We start from the raw sequence: 12,745 nt of genomic DNA on the forward strand, positions 1-12,745 counted from the left end.
GTGGGCCGCTGCTTTCGAAGTTGAAAATGGCAGCGGGCCCGAGAGATTACAGATTCCGCAGCGCGGCGACTACTGCGTCGCCCATTTCCTGCGTACCGACTTTAGTGCAACCCGCCGACCAGATGTCACCTGTGCGCAGGCCTTGGTCMAGCACCAGGCTCACGGCTTTCTCGATGGCATCGGCTGCGGCCTGCTGGTTGAAGCTGTAACGCAACATCATCGACACCGACAAAATGGTCGCCAACGGGTTGGCAATGCCCTTGCCAGCGATGTCCGGCGCCGAACCGTGGCACGGCTCATACATGCCCTTGTTGTTGGTGTCCAGGGACGCCGACGGCAGCATGCCGATGGAACCGGTGAGCATCGAGGCCTGGTCGGACAGGATGTCGCCGAACATGTTGTCGGTGACGATCACGTCGAACTGCTTCGGTGCACGCACCAGTTGCATGGCGGCGTTGTCGACGTACATGTGGCTCAGTTCGACTTGCGGGTAATCCTTGGCCACTTCCTCGAGGATTTCACGCCACAGCTGGCTGGACGCCAACACGTTGGCCTTGTCCACCGAGCACAGCTTCTTGCCACGCACCATGGCCATGTCGAAACCGACGCGGGCGATGCGGCGGATTTCGCTTTCGCTGTAGGGCAGGGTGTCGTAGGACTGACGCTCGCCGTTTTCCAGGGTGCGCGTGCCGCGCGGCGCGCCGAAGTAGATACCGCCGGTCAGTTCACGGACGATCAGGATGTCCAGGCCGGCCACGATTTCCGGCTTGAGGCTGGAAGCCTCGGCCAGTTGCGGGTACAGGATCGCCGGACGCAGATTGCCGAACAGGCCCAGTTGCGCACGGATTTTCAGCAGACCACGCTCAGGGCGGATGTCACGCTCGATGGTGTCCCATTTCGGGCCGCCCACGGCACCCAGCAACACAGCGTCGGCTGCGCGGGCACGCTCCAGGGTTTCGTCGGCCAATGGTACGCCGTGCTTGTCGATGGCCGCGCCGCCGATCACGTCGTGGCTCAGTTCGAAGCCCAGGCTGTACTTGTCGCTGGCCAGTTCCAACACCTTGACCGCTTCGGCCATGATTTCCGGGCCAATACCGTCACCTGGGAGAATCAGAATCTGCTTGCTCATGCTTTCCTCGTGTCATCAGTCGGTGCGCCCCTTGGGCACACCCGGAAAAATTCTATCGCTCGGCCATCAGAACCAGCACATCGGTGCTGAACGAACCATCGGCCTCAATCTCGAAATATTCGCGTACTTCGTTACCCATCGATCGCTGCAACTCGCGGATGGCAGCGCGCATCACTTCAGGTGTACGCATGCGCTCAACCCAGCTGTTGTACTCCAGACGCAGACGTTGACGCGTGGTGCTGCGGGTATTCAGCCCCGCTTCGCTGACCTGACGCAACCACTCGCCGGCGGAATAATCGCGCACATGGCTGGTGTCGCGCAGCACTTCGACGCTTTGCAGGTAAGTGTCGAACAACGGACTGCCCGGTGACAACACATCGATAAACGCCGCCACGCCACCCGGCTTCAGCACCCGACGAACTTCCCGCAGCGCCAGGCCGAGATCGCTCCAATGGTGCGCCGAATATCGGCTGAACACGAAGTCGAACTCGCCATCGGCGAACGGCAGGCGCTCGGCGGCACCGAGGACCGTCGATACGTTGCTCAACCCACGATCAACGGCCGCACCGGCTACCACGTCGAGCATCTGCCGGGACAGGTCGTAGGCCACCACTTCCTTGACCAGCGAGGCGACGTGAAAACTCACATGGCCGGCGCCGCAGCCCAGGTCCAGTACTCGGGCATCGCCCTGCCCGGCCAGTTCAGCCTGTAGCAGCGCAAATTCGGTGCCTTGAGCGTGAACGGCGCTGCTCAGGTAGGCCGAGGCCTGTTCACCGAATTGCTTTTGGACGACCTGGGTGTGCTGGGCGGTGCTGGTCATAGTCATGTCCCTGATATTTGTGGTGTCTGGGCTCGCGATGAGGCCGGTCCTATCTACATAAATTTCAGCTCAATCAAGCGTCGCGAAACAACCAGGGCTGGCTCGCACGGTGCCTGGCCTCGAACGTCGCAATCGCCTCATGGTCCTGCAACGTCAGGCCGATATCGTCCAGACCGTTCAACAGACAATGTTTGCGGAACGCATCAATCTCAAAGTTCAGCACCTTGCCATCCGGGCGGGTCACGGTCTGGGCTTGCAGATCAACCTGCAACTGGTAGCCAGGATTCGCTTCAACCTGTTGGAACAGCTCATCCACTTCAGCGTCGCTCAAAATGATCGGCAACAAGCCGTTCTTAAAGCTGTTGTTGAAGAAAATGTCGGCGTAGCTCGGCGCGATGATGCTGCGGAAACCGTATTCTTCCAGCGCCCACGGCGCATGTTCACGGCTGGAGCCGCAACCGAAGTTCTCGCGTGCCAACAAAACGCTGGCGCCTTGATAACGTTCGGCGTTGAGGACGAAGTCCTTGTTCAGCGGACGCTTGGAGTTGTCCTGGTACGGTTGCCCCACATCCAGGTAACGCCATTCATCGAACAGATTCGGGCCAAAACCCGTGCGCTTGATCGATTTCAAGAACTGCTTTGGAATGATCTGATCGGTATCGACGTTGGCACGATCCAAAGGCGCGACAAGACCAGTGTGCTGGGTAAAAGCTTTCATGCTGCGCTCCTTTAGATCAATTCACGGACGTCGATGAAACGACCGTTTACAGCAGCGGCGGCGGCCATCGCCGGGCTGACGAGGTGAGTACGACCACCGGCGCCCTGACGGCCTTCGAAGTTGCGGTTGGAGGTCGAAGCGCAATGTTCGCCCGACTCCAAACGGTCCGGGTTCATCGCCAGGCACATCGAGCAACCCGGCTCACGCCATTCAAATCCGGCTTCGAGGAAGATCTTGTCCAGCCCCTCCGCTTCGGCCTGCGCCTTCACCAGGCCCGAGCCCGGCACCACGATGGCCTGCTTGATGGTCGATGCAACTTTGCGGCCCTTGGCGATCACGGCGGCTGCGCGCAAGTCCTCGATCCGCGAGTTGGTGCAGGAGCCGATGAACACCCGATCCAGCTGAATGTCGGTGATCGCCTGATTGGCGGTCAAACCCATGTACTTCAAGGCGCGCACGATCGAATCGCGTTTGACCAGGTCCATTTCCTTCGCAGGGTCCGGAACGTTCTGATCGACAGCCAACACCATCTCAGGCGAGGTGCCCCAGCTGACTTGCGGCTTGATCTGGGTGGCGTCGAGCTCAACGATGGTGTCGAACGTGGCGTCTTTATCCGACACCAGGTCTTTCCACGCTTCGACGGCCAAGTCCCATTCCGCGCCTTTCGGGGCGAATGGACGGCCCTTCACGTAGGCCACGGTTTTTTCGTCCGCTGCTACCAGACCAACGCGAGCTCCGGCCTCGATGGACATGTTGCAAATGGTCATGCGGCCTTCAACGGACAAGTCACGAATCGCGCTACCGGCGAATTCGATGGCATGGCCGTTACCGCCAGCGGTGCCGATTTTGCCGATAACCGCGAGGACGATGTCTTTGGCCGTCACGCCGAACGGCAATTGGCCTTCGACCGACACCAGCATATTCTTCATTTTCTTGGCGACCAGGCACTGAGTGGCAAGCACGTGCTCGACCTCGGAGGTGCCGATACCGTGAGCCAGGGCACCGAACGCACCGTGAGTCGAGGTATGGGAGTCGCCGCAGACCACAGTCATGCCCGGCAAGGTCGCGCCCTGCTCCGGGCCGATGACGTGGACGATACCTTGGCGAATGTCGTTCATCTTGAATTCGACGATGCCGTATTCATCACAGTTGTCGTCGAGGGTCTGAACCTGCAAACGCGAGACCTGGTCGACAATGGCTTCGATGCCGCCCTTGCGCTCCGGAGTGGTCGGTACGTTGTGGTCCGGGGTCGCGATGTTGGCATCGATGCGCCAAGGCTTGCGCCCGGCCAGACGCAGGCCTTCAAAGGCTTGCGGCGAGGTCACTTCGTGGATGATGTGACGATCGATATAAATCAGCGCCGAGCCATCGTCGCGCTGTTTGACCAAGTGCGAATCCCAGAGCTTGTCGTAGAGCGTTTTGCCGGCCATCAGACGGTTCCTCATCAGCTTGTTTCTATGCCCCGGGTCATGAGCGATTCAATAACCCCTTGGCTTGTGAGGTCGATCCTAGGGGGTTACATTAAATAACTCAAATTCATATTTTTTATGCTTTGGATAACCAACTGGAATACAACAATGGATCTGGCCAACCTCAATGCCTTTATCGCGATTGCCGAGTCCGGGAGCTTCTCCGGTGCAGGTGAACGGCTGCACCTGACCCAACCGGCGATCAGCAAGCGCATCGCCGGGCTGGAGCAGCAATTGAAGGTGCGGCTGTTTGATCGCCTGGGCCGCGAAGTCGGCCTGACCGAAGCCGGCCGCGCCCTGCTGCCACGGGCTTATCAGATACTGAATGTGCTGGACGACACCCGGCGCGCCCTGACCAATCTGACCGGCGAAGTGTCCGGCCGCCTGACCCTTGCCACGAGTCACCATATCGGCCTGCACCGTTTGCCCCCCTTATTAAGGGAGTTCACCCGACGTTACCCACAAGTGGCGCTGGATATTCAGTTCCTCGATTCGGAAGTGGCCTACGAAGAAATCCTCCACGGCCGCGCGGAACTGGCGGTGATTACGTTGGCGCCGGAGCCACACACGCTGGTCAAGGCGACGCCGGTGTGGGACGACCCACTGGATTTCGTGGTTGCCCCGGAGCATTCGCTGATCAGCAACGGCCCGGTGAGTCTGGCAGATATCGCCCTGCACCCGGCGGTCTTCCCCGGCGGCARCACCTTTACTCATCACATCGTTCAGCGGCTGTTCGAGGCGCAAGGCCTGACACCGAACATCGCCATGAGCACGAATTATCTGGAAACGATCAAGATGATGGTCTCAATCGGCTTGGCCTGGAGCGTATTGCCGCGCACGATGCTGGATGAACAGGTTGCGCGAATACCCTTACCCGGCATACAACTGACTCGCCAGCTAGGCTATATCCTACACACGGAAAGGACGCTATCGAATGCGGCAAGGGCGTTTATGGCTTTGCTGGATGCACAAATCGATTTGCCAGGGACTCATGGTTAACGTGCGCTACGCCTATAGAGCCGCAAAACCCTGCGCTTAACACCCATTTCCGCCCAAGGCCTGTTGCCAATGCCGAAATCTGTTGACCGTATTCCCTCGATGCCGCGCATTCAGGCACTTGACCCTAAACGGTCCGAGCTGAGCTGGGAAAGCGCGCCACAATTGCTCGCCGCCTTGAACGGCGCACGGCTGGGGGCCTGGTGTTGGGACATCGAGCGCGGGCAGATCAGCTGGTCGCGGGGGACACAGGCGCTGTTTGGTTTCGATCCGCATATGCCAATACCCGAGGACCTGGAGTACCTCGATTTGCTGCCACCGGAAGATCGCGCGAAAACCGTTCGTGCGTTCGATGCCGTGATTGCCGGCGCCCCCCTTGAGCAAGCGATGCACCACCGCATCCGCTGGCCCGATGGCAGCCTGCACTGGCTGGAAATCAGCGGCAGCCTGCTGCCGGACATCCACGGTCGGCCACGCATGATTGGTGTCATCCGCGAAATCACTCATCAGCGTCAGCGCGAACAAGCCCTGAGAAGCTCGGAACAACGCTTCGCCACGCTGTTTCACCTGTGCCCGAACATGGTGTTACTGACCCGCCTGGAAGACGGCCTGATCACCGAAGCCAACCAGTATTTTGAAAGCCTGTTCGGCTGGCCACTACAACACGCGATAGGCCGCACCACGCTGGAACTGGGCCTTTGGGTTCAGCCGGAGCAACGCGCCGAACTGGTCACTGCCACCAAGGTCAAAGGCGGGTTGATCAGCATGGAAGTACAGTTTCGTGCCAGCAACGGGCAGATCCACAATGGCCTCCTCAGCGCACAAAAAGTCGAACTCGAGGGCCAGCCGTATCTGCTGAGTACCTTCCTCGACACCACCGAACGCAAAATCGCCGATCAAGCCCTCAAGGACAGCCAGGAGCGTCTCGACCTCGCCCTGGACTCGGCGCAACTCGGCACCTGGGACTGGCACATTCCCAGCGGCATGCTCTACGGCTCGGCGCGCGCCGCGGAGTTGCACGGGCTGCAGGCCAAACCCTTCCATGAATCCTTCGACGATTTTTTCGAAGGCGTACCTGGCGAAGATCGCAACACCATGCGCGATGCCTATCGCAGCCTGCGCGAAGGCCCGGCTGGCAATTATCAACTGACCTACCGCGTACAACTGCCGGACGGCAGTTCGCGCTACCTGGAAAGCCGCGCCCGCCTCTACCGCGATGAAAACGGCTTGCCGCTGCGCATGGCCGGCACCCTGCTGGACATCACCGAACAGGTGGAGCGCGAACAGCGACTGGTGGCCTCCGAAGAGAAATTCGCCACGCTGTTCCAGGTCAGCCCGGACCCGATTTGCGTGACAGACCAGGACACCGGCCAATTCATCGAGATCAACTCCAGTTTCACCCAGACCTTTGGCTGGAGCGCCGCCGACGTGATTGGCCACAGCGCGGACGAGATTGGCCTGTGGGACGCGGCGGCGAACAGCCCTCAACGGATCGAACAGATCATCCGTGAACAAGGGCTGGACAATGTCGACATCGTCGCCCGGCACAAGGACGGGCAATCCTTGACCTGCGTGATTTCCAGCCGCCAGATCAACGTTGGCAACCAACCCTGCATCGTCACCACCTTGCGCGACATCTCCCACCAGCAACGCTCCGAAGCGGCGCTCAAGGCCAGTGAAGAGAAGTTCGCCAAGGCGTTCCACTCAAGCCCCGATGCCATCACCATTACCGAGCGCGATACCGGGCGTTACCTGGAGGTCAACGACGGTTTTTGCCGCCTGACCGGCTTCCGCGCGCAAGAAGTGATCGGTCGTACGGTGTATGAAGTGGGCATTTGGGCCGAAGAGAAACAACGTTCGGCGCTGCTGTCCGAGCTGCAGATCAAGGGCCGTGTGCACCACCGGGAAATGCTCGGACGCAATAAAGGCGGGGAGTTGTTGACCGTCGAAGTCTCGGTCGAGCCGATTACTCTCAACGAAACTGCTTGCCTGTTGCTGACGGCTCGCGACGTCAGCCTGCTGAAAAACGCCGAAGCGCAGATCCGTCACCTGGCCTACCACGACCCCCTGACCAACCTGCCCAACCGCGCCTTGCTGATGGACCGACTGAGCCAGCAAATCGCCTTGCTCAAGCGCCATAACCTGCGGGGTGCGTTGCTGTTCCTTGACCTCGATCACTTCAAGCACATCAACGACTCCCTCGGTCATCCGGTCGGCGATACGGTGCTGAAAATCATCACCGCGCGACTGGAAGCCAGCGTGCGCATGGAAGACACCGTTGCGCGGCTGGGCGGTGACGAATTTGTGGTGTTGCTCAGCGGCCTGGAAGGTTCGCGCAATGAAGTCAGCGCTGAGGTTCAGGCAGTGGCCGACACGTTACGAGAACTGCTGTCGGAACCGATGTTCCTCGATGGCCAGCGCCTGCAAGTGACGCCAAGCATAGGCATCGCGCTGATTCCGGATCATGGCTCGACCCCGACCGACCTGCTCAAACGCGCCGACATTGCGCTTTACCGCGCCAAGGACTCGGGTCGCAACACCTCGCAGATGTTTCACAACGCCATGCAGAAGGCCGCCAGCGAACGCCTGCGCATGGAAACCGACCTGCGCCTGGCCCTTTCCCGCGGAGAATTCCATGTGCATTACCAACCGCAGGTCGACGCCCGGGGCAATCGCATTGTCGGCGCCGAAGCGCTGGTGCGCTGGAACCACCCGGAACTCGGCGCGCAATCCCCGACCGAGTTCATCAAGGTGCTGGAAGACAGCGGCCTGATTCTTGAAGTCGGCACCTGGATAATCGACGAAGCCTGCGGGGCCTTCAAACAACTGGTTGCCAAAGGCCTGGTCAACCCGCTCAGCTTCAGCTTGTGCGTAAACATCAGCCCGAGGCAATTTCGCCAAACCGATTTTGTCGAGCGCATCGAAAACAGCCTCACCAGCCATGGCCTGCCGTGCTCGCTGCTGAAACTGGAAATCACCGAGGGCATCGTCATCCAGAACCTGGAAGACACCATCAACAAAATGCGCCGCCTGAAAAAACTCGGCGTGAGTTTCGCGATGGACGACTTCGGCACCGGTTACTCCTCACTGACCTACCTCAAGCGCTTGCCGGTCGACACCCTGAAAATCGATCAGTCGTTCATTCGCGACGCTACTACCGATCCGAACGACGCCGAGATCATCCGCGCCATTGTCGCCATGGCTCGCAGCCTGGAGCTGAAAGTGATTGCCGAAGGGGTAGAAACGCCGGAGCAACTGGAGTTTTTGCAGGGGCTGGGGTGCGATTTTTATCAGGGGTATTTACACAGCCCGCCGTTGCCGGTGGAAGAGTTTCAGAAACTCCTCAAGCAACCCCGGCCCCGGTAGCCGCTGCAGATGGCAGAAAATGGGTGCCCCTTTGAGCTCGTCCATTTTCTTTGGATGCCTGCTTAATGCCGAGTCACTGGCTCGCCGGCAGACGCATCGTCCCGCGAACCAAGATTGTCCCGCACTTGAGTCACCAACAACTCGGCGACCATCGCCAACTGCTGAATCGAAAACACTTCACCGCGGTTCGGTCCTTCCAGTTTTGCGGCAAAATTCTCGAGCAGGGCATTCAGTGACGCGAGGGTCTCGCAGGCTTGTTTTAGCAGGGTCAGTGTGTCGACGCCGGGGGCAATGGCGAATATCTGCTGGGGCGGGGAAACACGCCTGGGGCGTTGCGTGACCGCCACTTTTACGGTTTCGCACACCTTCGCGGGAGCGGAATGATCGGCATCGGTCGGGGTTTGCGGTTGTTGAGGCTTGCTGAACTTTTTCACAGGCGAGGCTCCTTTTTTCCACGGGTGTTTTCGTCCTTGGGTCCCTCAATATCGCGGACTCCCATGAAGGCTAGCGGTGCGCGCTGTAGGGCACCAGTTCATCAAGTGCTACACGACTTGAAGGAAATTTCCGAAGCCAATGAAGGCGGATACTTCACCGGCAAAAAAAATAGCCGATCACGACAGTCGGGTATCGCTATAACTGGTCATCACACAACCTGTGTGGCAAGCCTGCTCGCGATGGCGGCGTAACAGTTAACGAAGATGTTGAATGTTACGACCTCATCGCGAGCAGGCTCGCTCCCACACGGGCTCGGTGGAGTGTCAATCATCCGGCATTTCAGGAACTTTAGCGGCTTTACCCGCTTTGCCATGCTTGGCGGGCTTGGTGCCTTGGGCATCTTTGGCCGGATCAGCTGCAACCGGGACCGCTACCGTCGGCGCGGGCGCTTCTTTCTCCGCCGCGGGCAGGGCGTCGATGGTCGCGAAAATCTTCTTCAAATCGACCGACTTTGATTCTTCCCCCGAACTCTCAAGCTTCTTCTCGCCGTCCTTGCCGATCAGGATCACTTTGGGCAACGCCCCCGCACCGAGTTTCAGGGCGCGGATCAGTGCCATGGTGTCCTGCTGACCGAGATCCTTGCCGTCGAGCTGCCCGAACATGTTCAGCACGCTGTACACCCTGATGTTGCGTTGGGCGATACCCTCCTTGTTGGCCGGATCGTTCAGAGACGTTTTCAGACCCGTCCAGACGGGGTCGACGGTGCTGGTCGCGATGACAACCAATGGCCGGGATCGGCCTTTGTCCATGTCCAACGGTGAATCGCTTTCGGCTGCGAGCAAGGGACCGGCGAAAGCCAGCAAGGTTGTCAGGGTCAGAAACCTGATGAGCATGCGCATCTCCTTTTTGTTAACCACGCTCTAATGATTGCGCATCGCGGCGTTCGTTCCGGGTGACGCACCGCAATTATGTTTCGCCTTGACCCAAGCTTAGGTCAGGGCGGTCATTGCGCAACAGGCTGGGTTAATCTCAATGCCTAAGCCTCAACGGTCACCAACGCCGGAATGGAAAAAGTAAACACACTGCCCGTTCCCGGTTCGCTTTGCGCCCAGAGCTCCCCGCCGTGGGCCCGCACAATGGCGCGACAGATGTACAAGCCCAAGCCACTGCCGTTGGGGTTACCTTCACGCGTCGACCAGTAGCGTTCGAAAATGTGCGGCAAATGGGTGGTGTGGATGCCGCTGCCATTGTCGCGCACCGAAATCAGGACCTTGCCGTCCACCTGCCAGGCATTTAGGTCAATGCGCCCGCCCGCCGGGGTGAATTTGATCGCGTTTCCCAACAAGTTCGACAGCACTTGAAACAGCCGCTGGGGATCGGCGTCGAAGCTCAGCCCTTGGGCGCTGGTGCAGTTGAGTTCGATGTTTTTATGCGACGTCAGAGTTACCAGCAACGCACAGGCCTGCTCAAGCAACTCGACGACATCCAGCGGTTTGCATTCGAGCGGATAGTGACCGGCGTCGAGTTTGGACTTGTCCATCAGATCGGCAATCAGGGCGTTCATCCGGCCGGTCGCGTCTTCCATGGTGTCCAGGGCCGCGTTCATGCGCACGGTGTGTTTGCCTTCATCACGGGCGACCAGGCGCTGCATCATTCCGCATTGCATGATGATAATGGTCATCGGATTGCGCAGGTCATGGGACACCACCGCCACCAACTCGTCACGCTCGCGAACCGCTTCATGCTCGCGGTGGACCTGACGGGTCAGGTCATKTTCGATGGCGCTGCGGCGCAGCTCACTGGCCGCGTAATAATCCACCGTGCTCCACTCCCGCGCGCGCCCCTCCACCCACTGTTCCCACAAAGCAAACGAGGCTCGCGGTTGCAAGCGGTTGTCACTCCCGGCACTGAAGTGCTCATCAGGATTACCGCTCCACTTCATGCTGGAGCGCAATTGAGCCCTGAACCACATGACGCCGTTATCTACGGGTTTTGGCAGCACAAAGGCCAGCAGACCGCTGGCCACATCGCTGTAAAGCGCGCTGGATCCGTGGCAACGTTGCAAGGAGTCGGTCAACAGCGGCTCGCCGCTCTCCAGGCATTGCTCGCGCACCCACAAGTAAAGCGCTCGCACCTGCTCATCCGTCGGGCACTCACCAAACAGATGGAGACGGTCTTCGATCAGCACCGCAACGCCACTGGCGCCGGTCAGTTCCTGCAATGGCAGCGGGTTGTTGATCAAACCCTCCAATACATCGCCGTCAGCCCGGCGCATTGCCGCCGTCAGTTCATTGATCAAGCGGGACTTCTGTTCACGTTGCTGCTGTTCGTTTCGCGTTTGCAGTGCCGTGATCTGCATGCTGAGCAACTGGGCAATGGCGGCGCACAGGGTGCGCACCGAATGACTGACCAACAGCGGTTGCGAGTGAGCACAGGTGATCAGCCCCCAGAGCTGCTCGTTGGCCAGCAGCGACAAGCTCATGGAGGCCCGCACGCCCATGTTTTCCAGATACTGGCAATGCACCGGCGACACGCTGCGCAACAGCGAAAACCCCAGGTCCAGTGGCTGTCCGGTATCCGGACGCAACGCCGGAAGGATTGGCACCGGCACATAGCGCGCATCCGGAATCACCCGAATCCAGTTCAGGCGATACAACTCGCGGGCTTGCGGTGGAATGTCCGACGCGGGGAAACACTGGCCCAGATAACCGGGCAAAACGCCGCCCAGCGCTTCACTGATGACTTGCCCATGCCCCGCCGGCTCGAAGCGATAAAGCATCACCCTGTCGAAACCACTCAGCAGGCGGATTTCATCGACGCTGACGGTGTACAAGTCTTCCAGCGTGGTCGCCGCCTGCATCCGCCGCAGCGCCCGCAGCAAAATGGCGGTGTTGTCCTGAACGACGTCGAGCAGCGGTTCGAGTTCGAGAATGAGCACGCCGTCATGACGGCTGAGCGTTGCGTTGAAGCGCTGGGCGCCGATCTCCAGGACCACGGGATTGGCATCTTCCAGACAGCTGGACAACAGCGCCTGACGAACCTGTTCTGCCGCTGTGTTACTCGACAATGTCGCGAACGGTCGCTGCAGCAACGCGGCGGCGGTCTGATCGAACAYGGCGGCACAATTACGGCTGATATGCTGAATGATCAACTCGGGCTCACTCAACGTCAGCAATACGCCGTGTGGCTGAATCGCCCCCGGAACCCGGATCGCTTCGCTGGCGCATTGGGCGAGCGCAGCGTCGAGTTGTTCGTCGGTGAGGCGCTTCATATCAAGACCTCGCAGTGCTCAAGCCAGGCTTCGAAGGCATCAAATGTCGCTTGCGCAGCGACCACCGAGCCTGCCCGTTCAAGTGGATTGCGCATCTCATACAGACACGCCAGAAAAGCGCGCCACATCAGCCCGGTTGCGGTGCCATACACAGCAAAAAATCGACCGCCCTGGTGCTCATCGATTCCCAGGCGTGAGTACACCCCAGTGCGCACCGATTGCCCGCCCAGCGTTGCGCCCTCAAGGACATACAACACACCCAGCACAGCAGCGATGGCGTCGGTCCGAAAGGCAAATGTGCAAAGCGGAATGGCATCGATGGCCGCCGCATCGAGCCCCAAGGCATACAGGTCGGCTTCAAGCGACGGGGTTTTGGTGCGAATCAGCCAGTCCAGATCGGGAATGGTCATTGCCACCTGAAACAGCAGGCTTTCCAGCGGCCGATAGAAACCGTAATAGGCCTCGATCAGTCGGGTATACAGCAGCCGATCGGCCGTGAAGAACGGAATGCGCAGTTCCAGCGCTTGATGCTGTCGTGTAG

The 12,745-nt window shown here is 59.6% G+C and carries 10 protein-coding genes; 2 read left to right on the plus strand and 8 right to left on the minus strand.

Translation table 11 applies throughout. The features are described 5' to 3' along the window. Positions 1-46: 46 nt before the first annotated feature. The 4 genes from leuB to leuC form a co-directional block, all read right to left on the minus strand. Positions 47-1,129 (minus strand): 3-isopropylmalate dehydrogenase, encoded by a 1,083-nt coding sequence (gene leuB, locus AC1DSG_RS04190; RefSeq protein WP_477789724.1) that lies wholly within the window; start codon positions 1,127-1,129, stop codon positions 47-49. A gap of 52 nt (positions 1,130-1,181) precedes the next feature. Continuing rightward, positions 1,182-1,949 carry a class I SAM-dependent methyltransferase gene (locus AC1DSG_RS04195; protein ID WP_477789725.1) on the minus strand — a complete coding sequence of 256 codons (768 nt, stop codon included), beginning with the start codon at positions 1,947-1,949 and terminating at the stop codon, positions 1,182-1,184. A 73-nt stretch (positions 1,950-2,022) separates the two neighbouring features. Next, on the minus strand, positions 2,023-2,667 hold the full coding sequence (leuD, locus tag AC1DSG_RS04200; RefSeq protein WP_477789726.1) for a 3-isopropylmalate dehydratase small subunit: 645 nt from the start codon (positions 2,665-2,667) through the stop codon (positions 2,023-2,025). Between the two features lie 11 nt (positions 2,668-2,678). Further along, positions 2,679-4,097: a 3-isopropylmalate dehydratase large subunit gene (leuC, locus tag AC1DSG_RS04205; RefSeq protein WP_477789727.1), complete on the minus strand. Its 1,419-nt coding sequence runs from the start codon at positions 4,095-4,097 to the stop codon at positions 2,679-2,681. 147 nt (positions 4,098-4,244) lie between these two features. Between leuC and AC1DSG_RS04210 the strand changes: the two genes are divergently transcribed. Together AC1DSG_RS04210 and AC1DSG_RS04215 are read left to right on the plus strand one after the other, a co-directional pair. Beyond that, entirely contained in the window at positions 4,245-5,135 is an 891-nt protein-coding gene (locus AC1DSG_RS04210) for a LysR family transcriptional regulator (protein ID WP_477789728.1), read from the plus strand. A 69-nt stretch (positions 5,136-5,204) separates the two neighbouring features. After that, complete coding sequence (locus AC1DSG_RS04215; protein ID WP_477789729.1) at positions 5,205-8,498, plus strand: sensor domain-containing protein; 3,294 nt, start codon at positions 5,205-5,207, stop codon at positions 8,496-8,498. 62 nt (positions 8,499-8,560) lie between these two features. On the opposite strand, the gene AC1DSG_RS04220 is transcribed toward AC1DSG_RS04215, so the two are convergent. From AC1DSG_RS04220 to AC1DSG_RS04235, 4 genes are all read right to left on the minus strand, one after another. Next, complete coding sequence (locus tag AC1DSG_RS04220) at positions 8,561-8,932, minus strand: DUF6124 family protein (protein ID WP_477789730.1); 372 nt, start codon at positions 8,930-8,932, stop codon at positions 8,561-8,563. Between the two features lie 324 nt (positions 8,933-9,256). Beyond that, positions 9,257-9,826: a DUF4174 domain-containing protein gene (locus AC1DSG_RS04225; RefSeq protein WP_477789731.1), complete on the minus strand. Its 570-nt coding sequence runs from the start codon at positions 9,824-9,826 to the stop codon at positions 9,257-9,259. Positions 9,827-9,969: 143 nt separating this feature from the next. Then, a complete protein-coding gene (locus tag AC1DSG_RS04230) occupies positions 9,970-12,204 on the minus strand; it encodes an ATP-binding protein (protein WP_477789732.1) in 2,235 nt (744 codons plus the stop codon). Beyond that, positions 12,201-12,745 (minus strand): biliverdin-producing heme oxygenase (locus AC1DSG_RS04235; protein WP_477789733.1); only part of this gene is annotated, 545 nt, incomplete at its 5' end. The genes AC1DSG_RS04230 and AC1DSG_RS04235, both read right to left, overlap by 4 nt.

It is taken from the genome of Pseudomonas sp. P5_A12 (assembly GCF_056400685.1).